The following is a 24,470-nucleotide window of genomic DNA, read 5'->3' as shown; positions in this document are numbered from 1 at the left end:
TCATGGCAAGGAAGAGTCTCTTCAAAAAGAATCTAGGTTATTTCAGTAAAACCATATTTCTATGTAATATGGTTGCTGTATTCTTCTTGCTTTTGAGTTATGCAGCATCTTTCATTAACCCTAAAACAGTGTGGATTCTGCCGTTCTTTGGTCTAGGTTACCTTCCTATCTTGACCGTAAATATCGGCTTTACATTATACTGGCTGCTGCGGCGTCCGGTGTATGCGGTCTATACGTTGATTCCGATTCTCCTCGGATGGAACCTGCTCACGCAGCATATCGGTTTTCGCTCGAAACCCATAACTGCACATAAAAACGAACAAGCTATACGCGTCATGAGCTTTAACGCGCATCTTTTCAACGAAGTAAATAAGATACCCTCCACGACTATTCGGGATGAAGTGGTATCGCTCATTAAAGACACCGATCCGGATATCCTCTGTATGCAGGAATTCTTTACCAAGATCAAAGGCACCAAACAAATGAGTGATCGAATTCTGATAGAGGGCGGCCTGCAAGATTATTTTTTTGAACCGGCAACCAAAAGTGAGCATGAGGGCTATGGTCAAATTATTTTTTCCAAGTACCCCATTATCCATTCCGGTACCATTACCAAAAATGAGTATGGCATCAACCGCATCATCTTTGCCGATATCGTAAAGGCTCCGGATACTATCCGCGTATATAATGTACATTTACGTTCTTTTGGGTTACAAACCGAAGACAAAGAATTTATCCAGAACCCTTCCAATACCCCCAATGAGGAACATGCTACTACTCGGGTAGGTCGGAAATTAAAATTTGCTTTTGAGCGCCGGAGCCAACAAGCGGAGGCACTTCGTGATCATATCGATGCGACACATTATCCTATCATCATCATGGGTGATTTCAATGACACCCCCATGTCATACAGCGTAAATCTTATCGGGAAGGGGATGAAAAACACCTTTCAGGAAAAGGGCCAGGGATGGGGTGTTACGCATTACGAGATGCTACCGCTCTTTCAAATCGACTATATATTCTGTAGCCCACAATTTCAAGTCGACAATTACCGGATAATAAAACAAGAGCTTTCCGACCACTATCCCATTTTTGCGGATATCAGGTTGTAGTTCGTAAAAATTCCAACGCCTTTTGCACGAAACTATCATTTCTATTTTTGACTTTAAAATAGGCCTCGCGACCGAAATAGAATCGGCCTACCAGCGCCTCTATGTCCGTTTCGATAAGATCTCTTAACTCGTCCTTTTTCCTATCAGAGATAACGAATCCCTCGTCGCGCACAAAGTCAATAAATGCATGATACTCATTATCAGGCAAGTGATATCCTTGTAAAAAATTCTCAATAGAATAAGCAGGTGCTTGCTTCGTAAACCGAGTATACACAAATTGTTCAATAAAGCTATATTGTATCAAATCCTGATAAAAAAGACTCAATGCATTTGAATCCTGTGCCACATGAATATCAGGCAGAATACCACCGCCACTGTAGACCCGTTTACCCGCCTTTGTTTCAAACACCTTCCCGTGTGCATATAAGGTGTCCAGCGCCCACAGCCCTTTATACATAGCGTTAAAATCATCCATTATGGACCAATTCGCCATATATTTCTTTTGTATACTTCGTCCAAGTGGTGTAAAATAGCGCGCTATGCTCAAGTTTACCGTTGAACCGTCTGAAAAATCGAATTGTTCCTGTACAATACCTTTTCCATACGAGCGTCTTCCGATAATCGTGCCGCGATCCCAATCTTGTACAGCACCCGCTACAATTTCACTCGCTGATGCCGTATTTTCATTAATCAGTATAACCAGTTCCTCCGTTGCAAAATTGCCTCCTTGAATACTATCGGAATAATATTCATGTCGTTCCTCATGTGCCCCTTCCGTATAAACAATAAGTCGCTTATCCGCAAAAAATTCACTGGCTAACTTGATTGCCATGTGGAAATATCCTCCCCCATTGTCACGCAGATCAAGAATCAATTTTTGTGCACCTTGCTTTTTCAACTCCATAATCGCTTGTCGAAACTCATCTGCCGTATTAATTCCAAATCGTCGCACCTTAACATATCCTACACCAGGTTCAATCATATAAACGACGTCCAAGGAACTTACCGTTACCTGATCGCGCACCACTTTAATCGGTGTGCTCATGACGTCCCCATCTCGCTTTACATGAATACTCACATCTGTTCCCCGACGGCCACGGATCAACTTCTCTACCCGTTCTCGGGAAATATGTATACCCGCAACCAGCTCGTTCCCAATTTTCAATAGTTTATCCCCTACGCGAAACCCCGCCTTATCAGCGGGTCCGCCGTTAATTAAAGAAACAATCATCAACGTATCATTTAAGTTAAAATACTCCATACCGATACCTTCAAATGTTCCTTCCAGAATTTCTGTCTGTCGTTGTGATTCATTCGGAACTAAATAACTAGAATAGGGATCTAAATGTGATATAATATGATTGATCGCACCATTTTGCACCGAGTCGACATCAACACTATCCACATACGCTTCAGCCACAAGATTTAATAATTGCTGCACTTTCCATGTGTTACTGGATAACCCAATAGGCACCAAGGTATTACCGGGTTTACTCCCCTGCTCATCTGCATAGTTCTGCCCGAGCAGGATACCCAAGAACAATACTGCAGCATAAGTTGCTGCGACAAAAATATTCCGTTTAGTGCCTTTTTGCATGGATAAAATTCGGTTGCAAAATTAAAATAGTTTTCTCAAATATTTGCGTAATAAGTTAACAAGTATTCAAATAATATACGCATAAAATGCGTTATTGTTCATAATATTCTCGTAAAAACTACGTGATAATTTATTTTCATCCGTTAAATTTGTTTTGTTGATGACAGTATTGCACGTCCCTCAATTAACTTTGTCTTTTTTTCTAAAAAAAGGACACATGAAAATATATGCACGAAATAGAACCCTATTACAATTGGCGCGATGATTATATCGCGTCAGAAGACGAAAAATCGCCTTTTTACGGCGAGATATATAGCGAGTTTGAGTACGATAAGCAGATTTATAACTTTCTGCTACATCCCCAATGGGATCAGTTCGGTTCACTCACCCTCTATATAAAAATCCTTTATGCCGACTATGACAGAGGGTTTGCGGTCATGGAATTGATTGGCGAATGGAACGATGCTATTTACAACGATATTATGTTGCTAAAACGGGAGGTAGTCGATATCATGATTGCGGAGGGAATTAACAAGTTTCTACTTATCGGCGAAAACGTACTCAACTTCCATAGCTCCGATGATTCGTATTACGAAGAATGGTTTCAAGATATCGATGACGGCTGGATCGTCGCTATGAATTTTCGTGATCATGTGATTCACGAATTTCAAGCACAGGGGATTGATTATTACATTCATTTTGGTGGTGATTTTAATACATTTCCTTGGCGTACATTGAAACCCAAACAGCTGTACCATCATATACAGCAACGTATCAATAAACGATTGGGGATGTAATTATTTTCCTTAACTTTGTCGTACAACCATTTACAGGTTGATTTTTTAACTTTTAACTTTCACATTATACTATGTCATTTAGGATAGAAAAAGATACCATGGGTGAAGTTCAGGTTCCTGCGGATAAATATTGGGGAGCACAAACCGAACGTTCGCGCAACAATTTTAAGATTGGCCCGGCTGCGTCTATGCCAAAAGAGATTATCGAAGGTTTCGCATATTTGAAAAAAGCGGCTGCTTTTGCTAATCACGAGTTAGGCGTTTTATCTGTAGAGAAACGCGATGCTATTGGGGCTGTCTGTGATGAGATTTTAGCAGGTAAACTAGATGAGCAATTTCCGTTGGTCATCTGGCAAACAGGCTCGGGTACACAATCCAATATGAATGTCAACGAAGTAGTGGCCAATCGTGCACAGGTATTGGCTGGAGGCAAAATTGGTGAAGGCGAGCCCGTCTTAAAAGCGAACGACGATGTCAATAAATCACAGTCCTCTAATGACACATTTCCTACCGGAATGCATATTGCTGCTTATAAAGCGGTAGTGGAAGTAACCCTTCCGGGCGTAGAAAAATTGCGTGATACTTTACAGCGTAAATCAGAAGAATTCATGAACGTAGTCAAGATAGGCCGTACCCACTTAATGGATGCTACGCCATTGACACTTGGCCAGGAGCTTTCGGGGTATGTTGCACAACTTAATCACGGATTAAAGGCGGTAAAGAATACATTAGCCCACCTTTCCGAATTGGCCTTGGGTGGTACAGCAGTAGGAACGGGATTGAATACCCCCGAGGGTTATGATGTTGTCGTTGCAAAATACATTGCTGAGTTTACCGGATTACCTTTCGTTACGGCTCCGAACAAATTCGAGGCGTTAGCTGCACACGATGCTATCGTAGAAACACACGGTGCACTCAAACAGCTTGCTGTTTCGTTGAATAAAATTGCAAATGACATCCGTATGCTGGCATCTGGTCCGCGTTCGGGTATCGGCGAGATCCTGATTCCCGAAAACGAACCTGGTTCTTCGATCATGCCGGGCAAAGTGAATCCGACCCAATGTGAGGCCCTCACCATGGTCGCCGCACAGGTGATGGGAAATGATGTTGCCATTACCATTGGAGGTACACAGGGCCATTACGAGCTGAACGTATTCAAACCACTTATGGCAGCTAATTTCTTACAATCTGCACGCCTTATTGGAGATGCCTGTGTATCTTTTGAGGAACACTGTGCTGTAGGTATTGAGCCTAATTATGCGCGTATTAAAGAACTTGTAGACAATTCATTGATGCTTGTAACAGCGCTTAATACCAAAATTGGCTATTACAAAGCGGCAGAAATTGCGCAAACCGCCCATAAAAATAATTCTACTCTCAAAGAAACAGCCATCGCCTTAGGCTACGTAACTGCCGAACAGTTTGACGAGTGGGTGAAACCAGAAGATATGGTGGGAAGCCTAAAATAAGGAAGTGATTATACTGTTATTATCAAAATATCGTCTATTTGCATGCCTATCTACGATGGTAGGCATGCTTCTTTTTGTAAGCAGCTGTGTACGCCATTCGGAGATGCAATCCGAAGGGGCAGATTATCTACAAGGCGTGTGGATACAGGATAGTATCCCCCATCAATCACAAATGATGGATTATACCTTACATGAATTTAAGTTTATTTGCGACTCGGTATACACGACCATGCGGGTGCGTGCGAAAATGCAACGTATTCCCGATTCCTGCTATAAAGACGGGTCGTGGACAGAATATGCAAGAGGTGTATACGTCATCCGTGGTGATAGCCTGATAGGCGAGGGTATCTACACACGTCCTAACGGCAAATACAAAACATCTGGATGCTATAAAACCGGCACCTATCTGCCCCGCTATCGGATTGCCTATCACGATACGGACTCCCTTGTGTTAGAAAGCCGATATGACCAGCGACCTATCGTGTTGCGCAAAGTACATAGCATTTCTTGTGTGCCTAAAAAACGATGGGAAGATTGATTCTTCTTTTCCCTAGATGGAAAAGAAGCAAAAGATCACGACTTGTATAGTTCCGCTACCTTTTCTTGCCTATTTCGGAACAAAATAAACTCCCTTCGGTCGAACAAATTTTGTTCTTTCCGAAATAGCCTGCGAAAAGCTGGCCGCAGAACGATACGATGTCGATTATAGCCCACGTACCGTGGGCTTAAGGTGTCTATATTTGTGCTACTTTTTATATTGCTAGGTAAGGATTATCAAACAAAGGAATAACACGCTATACAAAATTGTATTATCCCTTATTAACATGAAGTGCCACATCCAGATATTTGAAGTCTGTAGAATTTTATCCTTAGTACTATCCCTAATTTCAAATATCTGAAGTGGCGAGGTTTTTGTTTCTTTTTTACGGAAAAAAAGAACAAACTAATTTAATAAATTATTCTCATCCGTAGCAGACTTCAATATATGCGTCTTCAGCTCATTTTCAGATTGCAATAGTTCTTGCTCTACGACTTTTCGTTTTTCCCTTCCTTCCCGCTGTATTTGAAGCACCTGGTCTATCGTCGAGACAATGTCCTGGTTCGCCTTTTTGATCGTTTCAATATCAACAATACCTCGTTCTGTTTCTTTGGCAATATTGATGGTCGAGTCTTTCAGCATCTCTGAATTACGTCTCAGCAGTTCATTGGTCGCATCTGTAACCGCCTTTTGGGCTTCCAAAGCACGTTGTGAATGGGCAATACCCAACGTCAATACCATCTGGTTTTTCCATAATGGAATGGTGTTCACGAGAGAAGACTGAATCTTTTCCATCAAGGAAGAACTGTTGTTCTGTATTAACCTGATTTGCGGTGCAGTTTGAAGAACAACCATGCGCGTAAGCTTCAAATCATGGATTTTACGTTCGAAACGCACCACATGCTGCTCCATGTCTTTGTAGGCCTGAACCTTATGCTGATCGCCAGAAGCTTCTGCTTCGGCCTTTAATTGTGGCAAAGTAATGGAGTGGGCTTCCTGTAACTTCTCCTCTCCCGCAGCAATATAGAGGGAAAGCTCTTTAAAGTAGTTTTGATTTTCTACAAAAAGCTTATCGAATATATGGACATCTTTTGCCAAGTTTTTGTAATGCCCTTCCAACTTCAGCTCTATCTGATGGATGTTTTTCTCCACCGATTGGTACTCGGTACGCATGCGTTTCACTTTTTTCTTTAGATTGTCAAAAAAAGGAATCAACGGTTTTTTGTTCAGGTTTTCATCAAATGATTTAATGTCTGAGCGAAGGTTCAATAGAATATCTTCTGCTCCACCCATATCTTTGGTACGCACTTGTTTCAGTATTTCGTTGGAAAAATTGCTGACTTTCGTCTGGCTCCCAACACCGTACTGGATCACATCGGTAGTCGACGTTAGGTTTATTTTTTCCTTATATTGCTTTATTGCTGCCTTGTCTTCATCGGAAAAATTCACGGATACATCTGTGTTTTTTTTGTTCTCTCCGTTATCATCGTATGTGGTCAGATCTAGATTTGCCATAAATTAATCTTTTAATAGGTTTCTATTTTTTAATGTCTGTATATATACATCGGTTTCGGCCGACACATCCAAGATACCTGCTTGAAACTGATTTGTCACCTCCTGTTCGATAGCTATCGCCGCTTTGGCAATCACTTCTTCCAATTTCTTTTTGGATTCTATCGCCACTTGGTTATTCAATTTTGAATTTTCAATTTCATCGTATTTCATCAACACGTTAACGACAGTGGAATGCCGGACAAGAAATTTCTCGGCTTCGATTTTATCGCGTTGTTCTAAGAGATGAAAAAGGTGGATAATTTTATCAATATTCTGATGTATTGCCCGATTGTTGATTGCCTTACGCCAATGCAGCAATCTTTCAATAAAGAGTTGAGGAGTATCCAACGTCGCTTGGGGCAACTCCTGCAACCTGCTTCGGGAAGAAGCTGTCGGAATCCAAGCCAGTGAACGCACCTCGCCCAGCTCTAAGCGCTGTAAATAAGGCTTTGCTCGATTTAAGAGCAGCCCATTACCGACGATATAAGACGTCACATATCCACCGAGTGTCAATAGCATACCTTGTGAAATAGCACCAAAAAAATAAACGAATGAAGCAAACAGCGCCAATTCCACCATCAATAGTGCAATAGCTGTAGCATACCAGGAACGAATCTTGCTTTTTTTGGCTTGGGATAACATGACAAAAGGAAAGATATGCACCGGAAAAGGAATAAACATGGCAATAGATATAAATGTCCATGTCAATTGCCGTAATTCCCAGCGTTTTGGTTTTTTCGTTGCAAATCCCATGTTGCAATTTACTTATTTTTCATTAAAAAAATTGTTTTTTAATCTCCCCTTCCCTAACAAAACATGTGCAACAAAAGCTAAAACACTAAAAAGCGTACCGACAAAACAGACACCCGCCCAACCAGCATATTGCCAACAAACAGCGCCCAGATAGGTTCCTAAAGATCCTCCAATAAAGTAGCTAACCATGTAAACCGTATTCAGCCGATTGGTCGCATTGGTAGGTAACGCAAAAAAATCAGATTGATTCATAATATGGGAACTCTGTAATCCCAGATCGATCAAGATAATGCCTATAATTAAACCCCAATAGCTATATCCGCCAAAGTAGATAAATACCCAACTCAGCAGTAATATCAACAACGCATAATAAATCAATTGGTATCGGGTAAACCGTTGTGCTAATCTCCCCACAAAAGCAGCAGCCAAAGCGCCTACAGCACCAATTAAACCGAACCCACCAACTACCGATGAACCCGCATGAAAAGGCTCTCCTTCCATATGGAAGACAAGTGTTGTAAAAACCGCAGACATAGCACCAAATCCCATAGCACCACGGAACGACGCAAGCTGCAGAACAGGTTGGGTTTTAGCCAACTGCCATACCGACTGCATCAACGAGCCATAGGACCCCTTAAAATTAGGGCGTAAATCCGGCAGATAAAGATAGACCAACAACCAAGCTATGATCATCATCCCAGCGGCTATTTCAAACATTGTCCGCCATCCCCACAGTTCACCAACTACACCGCTGAAAAAACGTGACAACAATATACCGATCAACAATCCAGACATGACCATACCAATGTTGACTGATTTTTTCTCCGGGCTAGAAAGCTCCGCTGCCATAGGCACAAATAATTGCGGAATTACGGAGGTAACACCGATCAAAAAACTAGCGATAAAAAGTCCGCTTAGTTGTTGGGCAAATGCCATAAACAACAACGCGAGAATAACGAGTGCCAAATCTATTAATATTAGCCTCTTACGCCATAATTTATCACCCAACGGCACAATGAACAGCAAACCACAAGCGTATCCTATTTGGGTCAGCACAGCAATTTTACTCACACTACTTTCGCTTACCTCAAAATCCGCAGCGATCAATCCCAAAAGTGGCTGATTATAATAGTTATTAGCCACCACCAAACCAGACAATACCGCCATCAGCCACAATATAGTCGATGTAAGTTTAGGGGTGGATATATTTGACACGAATTACAGCTGCTTTTTATACATATAATGTTCCGCTAAATCTCCGGTGATCTCTTTACCTTCTTGATCTAACTGAAACAGCCTGTTTTCGCCTACTTTAAGCTTAATGTCTGTATCTTTTCCCTTCAAATGCACAGTAGATCCGTTATTTTGCCACACGAATGTTCCCTTGTCTTCAAACTTTGTATCCCTTTCCAGATATTCGCTACTTATTTGAAATGTCTCATCTTCATGGAGAACCAATACGGTCTTAATCCCAGGACAGTCGGCACAAGGCAAAACAGTCTCATAAGTTCCGATCCAATCAACGGAGTTTTGGGAATTATGTGCTGGATCCGGGTTTTCCGTTTCCAGCGGTCTAGATACCATTTGGTCTTCCAAAGAATCTATTCGTTCTTCCGAGTTCGTTTGCGAGTTATTGGGCGATGTGCAGGCTGAAAAAGCAAATACCGCTAATGCCCCATAAAATAATTTCTTCATGACTTTTTTAGTCTTTATTACAAATATTACACCATCCTTTCCTTAACATGCCATGTCGCATCTCACTCCTCCCAGCGAATCTTCTCCTCGATGGGAGAACGAACCGGCTCACGTGGTTCACTGTTGTGATGCCCCATATAGAAAAGCCCGACACATTTTTGATTGTCTTCTAAATTCAAGAACGGGCCTAAATGATGAATAAGCCCCGGTGAAGCCCAATAGCCCCCAATGCGGAGCGAATGGGCCGCCAACCACATATTCTGTACGGCACAGGCCGTAGCCGCTAATTCCTCCCATTCCGGAAGTTCGCCCGTGTAATTCACAATAATGGCGATCGCTACATTAGACATTGTCGCTTTCTTTGCCATATTTTGCTCCGCCAGTTCCACATATTTTTCGACAGGTGTTGTTTCCTTATAAATCCGGCTTAGTTCTGCGCCCAAGCGATCCAATCCATCTTTTTGAAAGATCACAAAACGCCACGGTTGTGTGCGTTTATGGGTAGGGGCGGCGTTGGCGGCTTCCAAAATAGTAAGAATATCCGCTCTGGAAATATCTTCGGCGGTAAAACTATTCTGGTTTACTGTCCTCCGGCTGTGAATAGCCTTTAATACTTCGTTCTTCATTCGTATAATTATCTATGCGTGTTAAATATCGATTATATAGATGAGCTCGTTACACTCGATTGTTTATTTTCCTCCTCTTTCTTCCCATACATTGGCGATATGCAAAATGGTCAACACCGCTTTTTCCATATCTTGTCTGCTGACCCATTCCATTTTACCATGGAAAGCATGGCCACCGGCAAATACATTCGGACAGGGCAGCCCCATAAATGAAAGCCGTGAGCCATCCGTGCCACCGCGTATACTTCTCCTTTCGGGCGTCAGCCCGACACGTTTAATAGCTTCCAGACCAACCTCCATAATCTCGGGATGCTGATCGAGCACCTCTTTCATATTTCGATATTGTTCTTTAACGTCAAATGTGTAAGTCACTCCAGGATAGCGCGTCACCACATTTTCCACAATACGTTGTAATATGGCTTCGTATTCGGTCAATTTAGCGGTATCGTGGTCTCTGATAATAAAATTGATTTCAGCTTTGTCTACTCCGCCGTTTATTCCAGTTGGATGCACAAAACCTTCCTTCCCTACAGTTGTTTCGGGTGATAATTTATCTTTTGGCAAATCCGCAATGATGTCGGCCGCAACTTTCAGCGCACTAACCATTTTCCCTTTGGCAAAACCGGGATGTACGGATATTCCTTGAATAACGATATGTACCCCATCTGCTGAAAAAGTTTCATCTTCAATAGTACCCACTCTTTCTCCATCTATCGTGTAGCCAAACTGCGCGCCCAATTTTTTCAAGTCCACATATTCGACCCCTTGCCCAACTTCTTCATCGGGTGTAAACAACAATTTGATTTCACCGTGCTTTATCTCGGGATGGTTCATCATCAAACGCGCGGCATCCATAATCTCGGCTACACCAGCTTTATCGTCTGCTCCGAGCAGTGTAGTACCACTAGCCGTAATAATATCATGGCCTAATTGATGCTGCAGATCGGGATGTTCATGGTATTTAATAATAACAGCCGGATCATCCGGCAATACGATATCTTGGCCTTGATAATCCGTATGCACTAGCGGTTTCACATCTTTTCCCGAACAATCCGGCGAAGTGTCCACATGGGAACAAAAACAAATAACCGGCACTTCCTTATTTGTATTCGACGGAATAGTGGCATAAACATAGCCGTATTCATCAAGATGTGCATCGGTTATGCCCATCTGCTGTAATTCTGACACTAAAATCCTACTTAAATCCTTTTGTTTTTCTGTAGACGGAAAGGAGGTCGCCCGGGGATCGGATTCCGTATCAATCTGTACGTAGCGCATAAAACGTTCCGCCACCTGAAAATCGGTTATATTATTTATATCAAAATTGTTCATACAAACCTGCAATTATCATCCAAAGGTAGAAAGTTTTGTAGTTTATTCATTAAATGTTTGTTTTTCATTAGCTCACTTCGTTCGGTTTGAAAAAACCATGATGGTTTTCTAAATTTGCAGCCTAATTACACAACATCTATGTATAGAAGTATATTGGCTCTACTGTTGAGTTTCTCTCTTTCTACTGTTTATTCACAGCAGAAACTTTTTAAAATTGACTACAAACTCGCTCTTTCCCCAGAAACATTTACGCAAGCTGATACAGCAGAAGACGGTTCTCTTGCCTTGTTAGCCGCATTGGCAGCGGCATTCGGTGAGGATGATACGCCACAAGTGCAAGCTTGGGTAAATCCAACTTTTATTCGGGTGGAGACACAGGGTATTATGCAGAATAACCAAATCCAAATCACCAACCGCAACACAGATGATTCCTATATACTCTATCCTTCTATGCAAGCGTATACCAAAACCGCCGATGCAACCGATAAAGTGCATATCCACGAAACCGAAGATGATTTTGTTGTTACCAGTACGGCCGATCTCCCTATACGCTTCATCGCTGACACCGGCAAGATCATAGCCGGCTTACCGTGTAAGTTAGCCGTTTTAGAATTTGACACAGATGAATTTGACACTTCTCTCACACAAGATGCAAGAGTAGAAATATGGTATAACGAAAGCGTGCCGTCTTTATACTGGGGAGAATATGCATATCTCAAAAATATTCCCGGCGCAGCGCTGTATATCGGTGCTTTCGGAGTGGGTATTGAAGCCAGCGCCGTAAATGAAATTGATTTTGATACAACGCTCTTTGAGATCCCTGAAGACTACACCTTACAAGAAGATATTTATGCCCTTAGCTTCTTCGACGTGCCACTAGGTCACGATTTATATGCGTTCCAAGATTCAACAAGCCACTTTATCGGTATCCGGGACGACAACCAGCAGGTCATCGTGGCACCAAAATACGGTTCTATCAATGAATTTATAGGCACACATGCCGTTGTCACAAATCCGGAGTTCCAATACGGCATCATTGATACCGAAGGACAGGAAGTTATCCCCTGTGAATGGGAATACCTGGCGCTAGATCCCGAGATGGAGATCATTTTCTTTTCCACAGATGGAAAAAGCGGTGTTATGGATTACAATCAACACGTGCTTATTCCAGCTCAATACGATCATATCTCCTTCTTTTCAAAGGGCAACGCCTTATTTTCCCAAGAGGGTAAAACGGGACTACTAGATTTAGATGGCAAAGTCGTTTTACCTGCAGTTTTCGAAACCATCATGGAACATGACGAAAACCACATCATCATCATCGAAAATGAGCGGTACTATGTTGTGGATATGCAATCCCGGCAAAAAACCACAGCAGGATACGATTACCTATTGTTGGCAAATGAGGGTGACCTTGTCGTAGCCCTTCAAGATAACAAATATGGCTACATCACGAAAGATGGAAGAACAGCTATTCCTTTTAAGTATGAATATGCGACACCATTTTACGATGGTATAGCAGCCGTGAATGAAACCGAAGATGAGGATGTACTGTATATCAACACAAAAGGGGAGTACGTGCAGGTCGAGGAAAGCGAATAATCCGTAAATAACACGTGATATTTAATCAAAAGAGTGGCTATATGACCACTCTTTCTTATTTTTGATGCATGACCAACAAGTCTTTTCATATAGCGACACTACATCGCGGACGATATATGTTGCTCCTTCTGGCTGGTGTTTGCGTGGTTACTGCCATCGCTTCCCGACTTCCTATATCTGAAATCGTTAAGATTCTTGTCGTGTTAGTTAGTCTGCCGCTATTAATTTTCTGTAGCACGAAATGGAGCAAAAACAATTCGGTATGGACAATACAAGACGGAAATATCGTGATACGATTTAAGAACCAACAAGAGGATTCTTTCCCATTGGACAATATTAAGTATCTACGGAATGTACCTCGATCCGGCGGTAACCTTATTATGTTTTTTTTTAAAAAGGGCAAAACACCCCAAAGATACTGGCGCAATAAATTATTTGAGAAAGCCGATGACCTCAACGCACTGGTCCACGCCATAAGAGAAGAGGGCGTCGAATACTATTATATGTAGATCGTGGTTAATTGTTGATGGTTGATGAATAAAAATATATTAAACAGATGAAAAAAAATCTTTTGCTTTCTTTTTTCGTGCTTTTCCATACGTTCCTATTTGCACAACGGGCGGGATACTGGCAACAAGCTGTCGATTACAAAATGGATATCGATGTTGATGAAAAAAACTACCAGTATCAAGGAAAAATGATCTTAAAATACACCAATAACTCCAATCAAGCACTTGGAAAGGTATACTTCCATCTCTATTTTAACGCATTCCAACCGGGGAGTATGATGGATTATCGATTATCCCACATTGCCGACCCGGATCCACGGATGACAAACAATATAGGCACGCTAGAAAACCCTATGATTCAGAGCCGGATCGCCACCTTGTCTCCAGAACAGACCGGCTACCAACGTATACAATCTCTCACGATGAACGGCCAACCGACTGCTTTCCAAGTGGATGGCACGCTGTTGGAAGTTACCCTACCTATGTCCATTCAACAGGGAGAAACAGTCACATTCGACATGGATTGGGAAGCACAAATCCCGGAACAGATACGTCGTGGTGGACGAAATTCCAAAGAAGGTGTAGCACTATCCATGACACAATGGTATCCCAAGATGGCACACTTCGATGAATTTGGCTGGCATCTAGATGAGTATGTTGCCCGGGAATTTGTAGCTCCTTTTGGCAATTTTGATGTCACCCTACATCTTCCTAAAGACTATGTCGTAGGAAGCTCGGGCGTGCTGCAAAATCCTACAGCGGTAAAAGGGTATGATAAAAAAGCAAAGGTCGTTTCTTCTAATGGAAAAGCAACCTGGCACTTCAAAGCCGAGAACATCCATGATTTTGCTTGGGCCGCAGATCCCAAGTTTGTTGTAGACTCAACCAAAAGTGCTGGCGACATCACGGTTTACACAGTTTACCTCCCAACCAATAAACAAGTGAAAGAAAACTGGAAAACGGCTCAGGAACTCGCTGCTGCGTTTTTTGATTTTTGTGCAGAACGTTTTGGTCCGTATCCGTGGCCGACATACACCATTGTCCAAGGGGGCGATGGCGGTATGGAATACGGCACAGCTACGCTCGTAACAGGGGGGCGTGATATTCAAAGTTTGGTAGGTGTTATTTTCCATGAAGCTGCCCACTCCTGGTATCAACATTTGTTTGGCATCAATGAAACGGTAGATGAATGGTTTGACGAAGGTTTTACCAGTTATATAGAGGAATTAGGTTTCCAAAGTTTGTTCGAGAAAAGAGGCAACCTGGATACCAACCCGGTAATCAACGCTTATCGAGCTTACTACAAACTGGCTTTATCTGGTAAGGAGGAGCCCATGAGTTTACTGGCAGATTATTATGACACGAACTATGGCTATAGCCAGCAGGCATACAATAAAGGACAAGTCTTCGCACAACAGCTCGGTTATATTATCGGCCAGCAAAACCTGGATAAAACGTTTTTGAAGTTTTATGAACTATGGAAATTCAAACACCCCACGCCCAACGACTTTAAACGGGTGGCTGAAGATATTTCCGGTATTAATTTAAAATGGTATTTCAATCTATTTGTGAATACCACACGCACGATCGATTATGCTATTGAAAACGTGACTGACCAGGAAATTACCTTACGAAATAAATCAAATATCGCCATGCCCATCGATCTGTTGGTGGAATATGAAGACGGTACAAAAGAGCTTTTTTACATTCCGCTACGCGAAATGCGCGGTGAGAAACCTGCAGAATCCTTTTCTATTTACGACGGGGCGCAACGCACCGTATTGGAAGATTGGTTCTGGACCAAACCGAGTTATACGTTGCAAACAGGCAAGAAGCCGGTTAAGGTACAAATAGATCCTTCGTTACGATTAGCGGATATTGAATCCGCGGATAATAGCTGGAGGAAGTAAACATGATCTACTTCCACATCCCGTTCTGCAAACAAGCCTGTCATTATTGCGACTTTCATTTCAGCACCTCGCTAAAATATAAGGACGAGCTGTTGAAAGCTCTGCAAAAGGAGATGACATTGCGCGCACGGGATCTGGCGGACAATACCATACAGTCCATTTATTTCGGTGGAGGAACCCCCTCGCTGCTGACGGCTGGAGAAATCGAACAACTTATCGGGCAGGTTGCCGCACATTTCGAGATCGCCAGCGATGCAGAGATCACACTGGAAGCAAACCCCGATGATCTGGATAACGCCAAAGTACAAGCGTTACGACATACCCCCATCAACCGATTTAGCATCGGCATACAGTCCTTCTACGAAGAAGATCTACGTTGGATGAATCGTGCCCACCGTGCATCCGAAGCGGAAGCCTCCATTAAACGCGTACAAGATGCAGGTTTTGAAAACATCACCGCAGACCTTATCTATGGTTATCCGTTGTTGACCGATGCCAAATGGAAGTCCAATATGGAGAAGCTGATCGCATTTGATATTCCCCACATCTCTTCCTACGCGATGACCGTCGAAAAGAAAACAGCACTTGCACACTTCATCCGAAATGGGAAAACACCACCTATACAAGAAGCACAAAGTGCTAAACAAATGCAGATGCTTATCGATACCCTAACTGAAAATGGGTTTGCACATTATGAAATATCGAATTTTGCCAAAAACGGTCAATACGCGAAACATAATACCGCGTACTGGCAAGGCAAGCATTACCTCGGCATCGGTCCGTCTGCCCATTCATTCAATGGAAAATCGAGAAGCTGGAACGTGGCAAATAATGCACGTTATATCGAAGGTATAACGACAGAAAACCCCTATATTGAAACCGAAGAATTATCGAATGAAGAGCAGTTTAACGAGTATATCATGACCGCGTTACGAACGATGTGGGGGGTTGATCTGGAGAAAATAACGCATGATTTCGACACCGATCATAAGCAATATCTTTTGTCGAATATACAGCCCTTTTTAAGCCGACAAGAGATGGAACTGGTTCAGGATCGTTATCTTATCCTGACGATGAAAGGGAAATTACTAGCGGATTATATTGCGTCGGAATTATTTGTCGTAGACGACCAGTAAGACATGGGTCTCTAACTCCTAACCTACTAACCCCTCCGTTTCGAGATACTTCATAATGATCTGTGTAGCGCCGGCTTTTTCCTGTACATATTTTTGTGCAGCTTCTCCTGCCGTTGTTCTCTTGGCCTCCTCCGATAGCACGTGTGTCACACGTTGTAATTCTTCCGCATTCTCTACAGGAAAGCCACTTCCGATGGTTATCAGATCCACCGCCTCCTGAAAGCGTGCATAATTAGGCCCAAAAATAACGGGGATACCGTATGTAGCGGCTTCCAAGGTATTGTGGATCCCCACACCAAAGCCACCGCCGATATAGGCTAATTGTCCATACCCATACAGCGCAGATAACATCCCGATATTATCGATAACTAAAACACTTGCCTTGTCTATTTCAACTGCCGTATATTCGGCAAAACGGGAGAAAAATATCGCAAGGGGAAACAGTTGCTTAATCTCCTGCAAATGCGCATCGTGAATTTCATGTGGGGCCAAGAGCATTTTCCAACCTTTTTGGACCGTCAGCAATTCCGACAGTAAACGTTCATCCGGTATCCAGGTACTTCCCGCTACCAACACCTGTGTATGCCCTGCTAGGAATCGCTCCACTTCCGGTATGGCACGACGCTGCTTAGGCAGTTCGACGACCCTATCAAAGCGGGTATCCCCTGCGAGTCCGGCCTGCCGGATATGGATAGCCCGCAACCAAAGTACCGAATCTGTATTCTGGGCAAAGAAAAAATGAACCTGCTTCAATATCTTCCGAAAGAACCCACCATACCATTTAAAAAACACCTGGTCCTCCCGAAAAATAGCGGAGATAACGAATAACGGGAGCTGACACTTTTTAAGTTCCCGAAAATAATGGTACCAATATTCGTACTTTGTAAACACGGCAAATTTGGGTTGTACCTTATCCAAAAACTTCCGGGCATGGGTTGCCGTATCCGTAGGCAAGTAAAACACATAATCCGCCAAAGGCGTATTTTTTCGGATTTCATACCCCGATGGTGAAAAAAAAGTAATCACTATTTTTTCACTTGGATATTTTTTTTTGATCGCTTCCATGACTGATCTTCCCTGTTCAAATTCACCTAACGAAGCGAAATGGAACCAAATCGGCCTAGTATCCTTTTCAACCGTTTGTTCGATATACCGGAACAATCGTTTACGCCCTTCCACCCACAGCCTCGCCTTTCGGTGAAAAGGGGAAATTAAGTGCAGCAGCAGGGTGTAAAGACCTATTCCTATGTCATAGAGAAGACGCATGTTTTATTTATTTTGCTCTCCTCTGTCCTCAAGAACTACTTTACAGAGGAAAATATTATGCTTATATTCGTCAAAGATATAACTAAACTACAAAGAAATAACATATTATAATCAAGAACAATGAGCAAAATCTTAGTTACCGGCGGGACAGGGTATATCGGTTCCCACACGGTAGTAGAATTACACAACGCAGGCTATACACCGGTCATCATCGACAACTTATCCAACTCAAACATCCAAATTTTAGATCAGATAGCGAAAATTATTGGTGTCCGACCGGAGTTTCATCAATTTGACTTATGCGACGAAGCGAAAACCCGGGCTTTTGTTCAGGAGAATCCGGATATTACGGGTATCATTCATTTTGCGGCTTCGAAGGCTGTTGGAGAGTCCGTAGAGAAACCTTTAAAGTATTACCACAACAATTTCTTCTCGTTAATTAATCTCTTGAACGCCTATCAAGGTAAGCCGATCAATTTTGTATTTTCCTCCAGTTGTACGGTGTATGGTGAGCCGGACACTTTACCGGTAACAGAGTCTGCCCCCGTCAAGAAAGCAGCCTCTCCATATGGAAACACCAAACAGATTGCCGAAGAGATATTGGAAGAAGTTTCTGCCGCTTACGGGAATTACAACACCATAGCATTACGCTATTTCAATCCGGTTGGAGCACATGCTTCCGCACTAATTGGCGAACTTCCGCTTGGTGTTCCACAGAATCTTTTGCCTTTCATCACCCAGACAGCCATTGGCAAACGGGAGAAACTAACGGTATTCGGCGGCGATTACGAAACACCTGATGGTTCTTGTATCCGCGACTATATCCATGTGGTCGATTTGGCTAAAGCACATGTCGCTGCTATCCGCTTGCTGGAAAAAGGAAACCCCAATGGCAAATACGATGTGTTCAACGTGGGCACCGGCAACGGCTATTCTGTATTGGAAGCCATTACAGCCTTTGAAAAAGCCTCAGGACAGAAGTTAAACTACGTCGTCGGGCCTCGTCGCGACGGAGATATCGTTAAGGTATGGGGAGATGTGGCAAAATCTACCCAACAATTGGGATGGTCAGCGGAATTAGGCATTGACGAGATGATGGCCTCCGCCTGGGCTTGGGAAAAGTACTTGCAAGAAAATCCGATTGGATAAAAAAGGTTTGTTGACGCCTATGATTTTTTATAGGCGTCTCCATAATATTTCTCATTAAAACTCAAACTAGGTGTCAACCAATACAATTGAATCACCCGGGAATACCGGAAATTAAATCCGGATAACAGAATTGCAGTCACTGTACAGACAGTCAGGTAAAGCCAGGGAGATTCGGAACCGCCAGATAATACATAGGCCGCGATACAAACCGCAACAAACTGTGCGACGCTCAATGCGTAGCTAACGAACATCGATACATAGAAAAAGCCGGGTTCTATTTCAAACTTGAATCCACAATGTGGACAATTTTTATTCATTTTCTGTTTCAGACTAAACATGCCCCCTCCAAACATCTGACCAGTTCTACATCGTGGGCATTTACATTCCCTGGCCGCTTTAAATGAGCCGATCGTATACGTATTGTTATTTTCCATTATGCTTATTACACCAATTAAGTATGTTGTTTTCTAAATTCTTCCGGCGTTATCCCTTCGCCCTTTTTAAAAAATTTCGTAAAGTAGGAGTTGTCATTAAAATTGAGTTCATACGCAATTTCTGATATTCCATAATCTTTAATCGCCAACAAGCGCTTTGCTTCTAGTAGCACCCGCTGCCGGATAATCTCGCCTGCCGATATGCCGAGCACCTGCTTGCACAATGCATTGAGATGATTGGGTGTGATATAGAGTAGCGCTGCATAATCTTTCGGCAAGCGCAATGTTCTGAAGTTCGATTCGATCAAATTCAGGAAGTTACGCAATAAGGTATGGTTATAGGTATCCTCGGGCAAAACTGCCGGCCTATCGCGTTGTTGCTCAAGCAGATGAAAAATATACAAGAGGGAAACTCGTGCAAAGTCGACATTCACTGTCTGGCGGCGCAAGCGTTCGAACAACGCTAATACCGCGCTACGTTCTTCTGTTTTGACGACAAACACCTCATCTCGCACCAGTCCCGAGAAAAACGAAAATAACGTGATATAATCGGGCTGGAGCAAAAAGGTTTTGAAAAAATCCCTATCGAAATTAACCACATAACCATCCATTTCTCCCTCAAAAGACCACGTATGGATCTGTCCTGGCGACATAAAATAGATCTGCCATGGCACGACCTCAAAAGTTTCAAAGTCGATAGTATGTTTTCCGCCACCCTTTGTAAACAGCAATAAATGGTAAAAATTATGCCGATGTGGAAAAACAAGTTTTTTATTTCGTTCTAGATAACCTGCCAGATCTTCGATCATAATATCCTTCCGGACGTTGGACGACACGACACATTGCTCTATAACAGGTACTTTCGAAACCATGCACAAAGATATGTTGATATATCCACAAACAATGGTAGAATTACAGGTTTTAATGGTACTTTTTACTTCTTGTTATGTTCGAGAGGTTAAGGCGTAAAGAAGGGCAAGATGTTAAAAATTCTTTTTAACTTCACCTCATGTCGTTACACAAGCAACCCGAATTAAAGGAAGCGGTTTTAAATCTTCCACAAAAGGAAAAAGACAAGTTACTCGTCCGTCTCGTCGGCAAAGATAAGATGTTGATGAAACAGCTCCATTTCCAATTGCTGGAAGACCAGCTGGATCTGGAAGATCGCATCGAGCAGCTTAAAGAGCGGTTGGCAGATCTTTACACCGATAACCGACATACGATCAAGAATATCCCAGTGTATAGCAACTACAAGGAACTTCAAAGCCTTATCCGACAAGCCAGCGGGATGATCAATGAGCACGAGAAAATTACCAAAGATAAGTATAGTGAAGTCGATTGCCGTATCTATATCCTAAACAAAGCTTTCGGGCAGTTTCCGCGTCTTTTTGAAAAATCAGCTGTGCATAGTGCTTCCAAATTGCATGACTACGTCCGTGCCCGAATTAAAACAACAACTACTAAATTCGAAAAACTGCACGAAGATCTGCAGTTTGATTTACAAGAATCGATGGAGGAGATGACGGCCTTTGCGATGGAGCATTCATTGTCATAAATGTTCATGATGTAATGCTACACAAAATGTAGAGGAGGATATTTTTTGTTACTTTTGCATAAACAAGATCTGGCATTAAGTGGGTATACAAGAAATTCTCGACAAGTACGCGCAAAGCGAAAAGATAAAATCAACGGTTAAAAGCATACAAGCAAAAAATCCTAAAGTCCATCTCAAAGGACTTATCGGCTCATCTGATGCCATGGTTGCTGCGGCTGCTTACAAGCTACAAGAACGGCCTTTCATCTTTATTTTGCCAACCCACGAAGAAGCATCTTATTTTCTGAGTGATCTGGAAAGCATTTTAGATAAACAAATCCTTTTTTTTCCAACATCATTCCGAAAAGCATTTGAATTTACCCAAACAGACGCTTCCCATGTGTTGCAGCGTGCAGAAGCGCTAAGTGCGTTAAGCCACGCCTCCGAACTGCCTAAAATGCTTGTTACTTACCCCGAAGCTATCGCTGAAAAAGTTATTAATCGGGACGACCTAGAAAAAAACACGCTCAGCATCACACAACAGAGTAAACTGAGCATTGACTTCATCAACGAATTTCTTTATGAATATGATTTTGAGCGTGTAGATTTTGTATATGAACCTGGACAATTTGCCATCCGAGGAGGAATTGTCGATATTTTTTCCTTTTCCAACGACCTTCCCTATCGGATTGAGTTCTTTGGTGATGATATAGAAAGTATCCGTACGTTTGATGTGGAAACACAACTATCGGTGAGTAAGATACATACGGTAACTATTGTACCCAATGTGCAGGCCAAATTCCTGTCCAACAATCATATCTCCTTATTGGAATATATCGACCGCGATAGTGTTATCTGGCTAAAAGACGTACAGTTCACGCTAGATATCTTGAAAGATGGTTACAAAAAAGCTTCGGAATTCTGGAAAGCATTGCCCGAGAAGGATATTAAAGCCAATAGTGAATGGATAGATCCAAGAGTTATCTTCACGACTGATCGTTCTTTTGGAGAAATGCTTTTCGACTTCCCCAACATCGAATTTGGTAAGCAATTTTATTACAAAGCAGATGAAACCCTGTTATTTGATACGCATCCACAACCCTCGTTCAACAAAGATTTTAACCTGCTTATCCATAATTTTAAAGAGAATGAAAAACAGCGCATACAAAACCTGATCTTTTCAGACGCTACAAAACAAATCGAACGGATTTTCACTATTCTGGAAGATATTGACAAATCGGTCACTTTCATTCCCGTACACCGTGCGCTACGTGAAGGTTTTCGTGATGATGATCAAAAATTAGCTTGTTACACGGATCACCAAATTTTTGATCGTTACTATAAATACAAACGTAAAAAAGGTTACGAACGTTCACAGGCGATTACGCTGAAAGAGCTGCGCGACCTGAAACCGGGTGATTACATCACACATATCGACCACGGCGTGGGTAAATACGCCGGGCTGGAAAAGGTAGAAGTCAATGGTAAGACACAGGAGATGATACGTTTGGTCTATGCAGACAACGACCTGCTCTATGTCAATATCAACTCTCTAAACCGCATCTCCAAATATTCGGGCAAAGAGGGAACAGTCCCCAAGATGAACAAGCTTGGAACCGATGCCTGGGACAAGCTGAAGAAGACGACGAAGAAAAAGGTCAAAGACATTGCACGCGACCTTATTAAGTTGTACGCTAAGCGGAAAGCCCAAACAGGAAATGCATTCAGTCCCGATACTTACTTACAAAACGAGCTCGAAGCATCTTTTATTTACGAAGATACACCAGATCAAGAAAAGGCAACCAACGATGTCAAACGAGATATGGAATCGCCTCATCCGATGGATCGATTGGTATGTGGGGATGTAGGCTTCGGAAAAACGGAGGTTGCTATCCGGGCAGCTTTCAAAGCGGTAGCGGACAGCAAACAGGTCGCCGTGTTAGTTCCAACGACGATATTAGCTCTGCAACATTATCGTACGTTCAGTGAACGTCTGAAAGGATTGCCGGCGAATATTGACTATATCAACCGATTCAAATCCTCGAAACAGATTAAAGATACATTATCCCGCCTAGCAGAAGGTAAAATAGACATTATCATCGGCACGCACCGATTGGTCAGTAAAGACGTTAAGTTTAAAGATTTAGGATTGATGATTATTGACGAGGAACAAAAGTTTGGTGTCTCCGTCAAAGAGAAGCTCAAAGTGATGCGGGAAAATGTAGATTCATTAACCTTAACCGCGACCCCTATTCCGCGTACCCTGCATTTTTCGCTAATGGGTGCGCGTGATTTAAGCATCATCTCCACACCACCTCCCAATAGACAGCCTGTACAAACAGAACTCCATGTGTTTAACGAAACACTCATACAGGAAGCGGTTTCTTACGAACTTGAGCGAAACGGACAAGTATTTTTCATTCATAACAGGGTAGCTGATCTACCTCAGCTGGGTGCGATGATTCAAAAGCTGGTGCCGGGTGCACGCGTAGGTATTGCCCATGGGCAATTGGAAGGCGACGAGCTGGAAGATGTCATGATGAAATTCATCAACCACGACTTTGATGTATTGGTCGCTACGACGATCATCGAAGCGGGTCTGGATATTCCAAATGCCAATACCATTATTATCAACCATGCGCACATGTTTGGGCTCAGCGACCTCCACCAGATGCGTGGGCGTGTAGGACGTTCCAATAAAAAGGCCTTCTGTTATCTATTAAGTCCGCCGCTATCCACATTAACGAACGAAGCGTATAAGCGTCTTTCAGCTTTAGAAGAATTTTCGGAATTAGGATCAGGCTTCAATGTCGCGATGCGTGATCTGGATATACGCGGCTCCGGAAACCTTTTGGGTGCCGAACAATCCGGTTTTATCGCCGAAATCGGCTTTGAGATGTACAACAAGATTCTCGATGAAGCCGTTCAGGAACTAAAAGAAGATGAATTTGGGACGCTATTTGCCGATGAAAAGAACAAAAAGTATGTCACTTTTACCCAAATAGACACCGATCTGGAAGTAATGATCCCGGATGAATATGTCACCAACATCAGTGAACGTTATAACTTATATAACGACATTGGTAAACTGGAAAATGAACAACAGCTATCCACATTCGAAAAAGAGTTAGAGGATCGCTTCGGTTCGATCCCCACACCTGTTTACGAACTATTCAACACCCTGCGTTTGCAATGGCTGGGTAAACAGATTGGTTTCGAGAAGATTTCTTTTAAAAAGAATACGCTGAAAGGTTATTTTGTCAACAATCCAAAATCCAGCTATTTTGATTCCGATCAATTTGGAAAAGTGCTGGCTTTCGTACAAGCGCATCCTGCGATATCGAATTTAAAAGAAGTAAAAGGACAACTTAGGCTAGCGCTAAGCAACGTGAATAACATTGATTACGCGTTGCATTTGTTAAGCGATATGACCTAGCACCACTTTTATCGAAACACA

General features: G+C 42.5%; 21 protein-coding genes. 11 read left to right on the top strand and 10 right to left on the bottom strand.

Annotated elements, in window-relative coordinates; genetic code table 11:
* The first annotated feature begins 2 nt into the window (after window positions 1-2).
* Window positions 3-1,112: an endonuclease/exonuclease/phosphatase family protein gene (locus H8B06_RS09845; RefSeq protein ID WP_190994112.1), complete on the top strand. Its 1,110-nt coding sequence runs from the start codon at window positions 3-5 to the stop codon at window positions 1,110-1,112.
* Here H8B06_RS09845 and H8B06_RS09840 read toward each other — a convergent pair.
* A complete protein-coding gene (locus H8B06_RS09840) occupies window positions 1,102-2,709 on the bottom strand; it encodes a S41 family peptidase (protein WP_190994111.1) in 1,608 nt (535 codons plus the stop codon). The genes H8B06_RS09845 and H8B06_RS09840 overlap by 11 nt on opposite strands.
* Window positions 2,710-2,936: 227 nt before the next feature.
* Here H8B06_RS09840 and H8B06_RS09835 point away from each other — a divergent pair, with 227 nt between their 5' ends.
* The 3 genes from H8B06_RS09835 to H8B06_RS09825 all read left to right on the top strand — a co-directional run bounded on the left by H8B06_RS09835 (window position 2,937) and on the right by H8B06_RS09825 (window position 5,513).
* Window positions 2,937-3,506, top strand: coding sequence for a hypothetical protein (locus H8B06_RS09835; protein WP_190994110.1), 570 nt, complete (start codon window positions 2,937-2,939; stop codon window positions 3,504-3,506).
* Window positions 3,507-3,577: 71 nt separating this feature from the next.
* Complete coding sequence (gene fumC / locus H8B06_RS09830) at window positions 3,578-4,975, top strand: class II fumarate hydratase (protein ID WP_190994109.1); 1,398 nt, start codon at window positions 3,578-3,580, stop codon at window positions 4,973-4,975.
* 4 nt (window positions 4,976-4,979) lie between these two features.
* Window positions 4,980-5,513, top strand: coding sequence for a fumarate hydratase (locus H8B06_RS09825; RefSeq protein ID WP_317170881.1), 534 nt, complete (start codon window positions 4,980-4,982; stop codon window positions 5,511-5,513).
* Window positions 5,514-5,918: 405 nt separating this feature from the next.
* Here the strand turns inward: H8B06_RS09825 and H8B06_RS09820 are convergent, their stop codons facing one another.
* From H8B06_RS09820 to pepT, 6 genes are all read right to left on the bottom strand, one after another.
* Entirely contained in the window at window positions 5,919-7,028 is a 1,110-nt protein-coding gene (locus tag H8B06_RS09820) for a toxic anion resistance protein (RefSeq protein WP_190994108.1), read from the bottom strand.
* Between the two features lie 3 nt (window positions 7,029-7,031).
* Window positions 7,032-7,820, bottom strand: a complete 789-nt coding sequence (locus tag H8B06_RS09815) for a hypothetical protein (RefSeq protein WP_190994107.1) — start codon at window positions 7,818-7,820, stop codon at window positions 7,032-7,034.
* A gap of 12 nt (window positions 7,821-7,832) precedes the next feature.
* On the bottom strand, window positions 7,833-9,035 hold the full coding sequence (locus tag H8B06_RS09810; RefSeq protein WP_317170880.1) for an MFS transporter: 1,203 nt from the start codon (window positions 9,033-9,035) through the stop codon (window positions 7,833-7,835).
* 3 nt (window positions 9,036-9,038) lie between these two features.
* Window positions 9,039-9,515 (bottom strand): copper resistance protein NlpE, encoded by a 477-nt coding sequence (locus H8B06_RS09805; RefSeq protein WP_190994106.1) that lies wholly within the window; start codon window positions 9,513-9,515, stop codon window positions 9,039-9,041.
* Between the two features lie 62 nt (window positions 9,516-9,577).
* Window positions 9,578-10,141: a nitroreductase family protein gene (locus H8B06_RS09800; RefSeq protein ID WP_223857593.1), complete on the bottom strand. Its 564-nt coding sequence runs from the start codon at window positions 10,139-10,141 to the stop codon at window positions 9,578-9,580.
* Between the two features lie 63 nt (window positions 10,142-10,204).
* On the bottom strand, window positions 10,205-11,473 hold the full coding sequence (gene pepT / locus H8B06_RS09795; RefSeq protein WP_190994105.1) for a peptidase T: 1,269 nt from the start codon (window positions 11,471-11,473) through the stop codon (window positions 10,205-10,207).
* Between the two features lie 138 nt (window positions 11,474-11,611).
* Here pepT and H8B06_RS09790 point away from each other — a divergent pair, with 138 nt between their 5' ends.
* The 4 genes from H8B06_RS09790 (at window position 11,612) to hemW (ending at window position 16,630) form a co-directional block, all read left to right on the top strand.
* Complete coding sequence (locus tag H8B06_RS09790) at window positions 11,612-13,075, top strand: WG repeat-containing protein (protein ID WP_190994104.1); 1,464 nt, start codon at window positions 11,612-11,614, stop codon at window positions 13,073-13,075.
* 68 nt (window positions 13,076-13,143) lie between these two features.
* On the top strand, window positions 13,144-13,584 hold the full coding sequence (locus tag H8B06_RS09785) for a hypothetical protein (RefSeq protein WP_190994103.1): 441 nt from the start codon (window positions 13,144-13,146) through the stop codon (window positions 13,582-13,584).
* A 47-nt stretch (window positions 13,585-13,631) separates the two neighbouring features.
* Window positions 13,632-15,494: a M1 family metallopeptidase gene (locus H8B06_RS09780; RefSeq protein ID WP_190994102.1), complete on the top strand. Its 1,863-nt coding sequence runs from the start codon at window positions 13,632-13,634 to the stop codon at window positions 15,492-15,494.
* Window positions 15,495-15,496: 2 nt separating this feature from the next.
* Complete coding sequence (hemW, locus tag H8B06_RS09775) at window positions 15,497-16,630, top strand: radical SAM family heme chaperone HemW (RefSeq protein ID WP_190994101.1); 1,134 nt, start codon at window positions 15,497-15,499, stop codon at window positions 16,628-16,630.
* Window positions 16,631-16,648: 18 nt separating this feature from the next.
* Here hemW and H8B06_RS09770 read toward each other — a convergent pair whose 3' ends face one another.
* Window positions 16,649-17,896 (bottom strand): 3-deoxy-D-manno-octulosonic acid transferase, encoded by a 1,248-nt coding sequence (locus H8B06_RS09770; RefSeq protein WP_190994100.1) that lies wholly within the window; start codon window positions 17,894-17,896, stop codon window positions 16,649-16,651.
* A 120-nt stretch (window positions 17,897-18,016) separates the two neighbouring features.
* Here H8B06_RS09770 and galE point away from each other — a divergent pair, with 120 nt between their 5' ends.
* Window positions 18,017-19,045: a UDP-glucose 4-epimerase GalE gene (galE, locus tag H8B06_RS09765; RefSeq protein WP_190994099.1), complete on the top strand. Its 1,029-nt coding sequence runs from the start codon at window positions 18,017-18,019 to the stop codon at window positions 19,043-19,045.
* A 17-nt stretch (window positions 19,046-19,062) separates the two neighbouring features.
* On the opposite strand, the gene H8B06_RS09760 is transcribed toward galE, so the two are convergent.
* Both H8B06_RS09760 and H8B06_RS09755 read right to left on the bottom strand, forming a co-directional pair.
* Window positions 19,063-19,362: a DUF983 domain-containing protein gene (locus tag H8B06_RS09760; protein WP_317125956.1), complete on the bottom strand. Its 300-nt coding sequence runs from the start codon at window positions 19,360-19,362 to the stop codon at window positions 19,063-19,065.
* Between the two features lie 134 nt (window positions 19,363-19,496).
* Window positions 19,497-20,351 carry a helix-turn-helix domain-containing protein gene (locus H8B06_RS09755; protein WP_190994097.1) on the bottom strand — a complete coding sequence of 285 codons (855 nt, stop codon included), beginning with the start codon at window positions 20,349-20,351 and terminating at the stop codon, window positions 19,497-19,499.
* A 137-nt stretch (window positions 20,352-20,488) separates the two neighbouring features.
* On the opposite strand from H8B06_RS09755, the gene H8B06_RS09750 reads away from it, so the two are divergent.
* The gene (locus tag H8B06_RS09750; RefSeq protein ID WP_190994096.1) at window positions 20,489-21,034 is read left to right on the top strand and encodes a hypothetical protein; all 546 of its coding nucleotides are present in this window, start codon (window positions 20,489-20,491) and stop codon (window positions 21,032-21,034) included.
* Window positions 21,035-21,113: 79 nt separating this feature from the next.
* Complete coding sequence (gene mfd, locus H8B06_RS09745) at window positions 21,114-24,449, top strand: transcription-repair coupling factor (protein ID WP_190994095.1); 3,336 nt, start codon at window positions 21,114-21,116, stop codon at window positions 24,447-24,449.
* Window positions 24,450-24,470 lie beyond the last annotated feature (21 nt).

It is taken from the genome of Sphingobacterium micropteri, assembly GCF_014692515.1.
GTDB classification, from domain to species: Bacteria; Bacteroidota; Bacteroidia; order Sphingobacteriales; family Sphingobacteriaceae; genus Sphingobacterium; species Sphingobacterium micropteri.
Note: the sequence above shows the minus strand (reverse complement) of the source record. Positions and strands in the feature narration are given on the sequence as shown.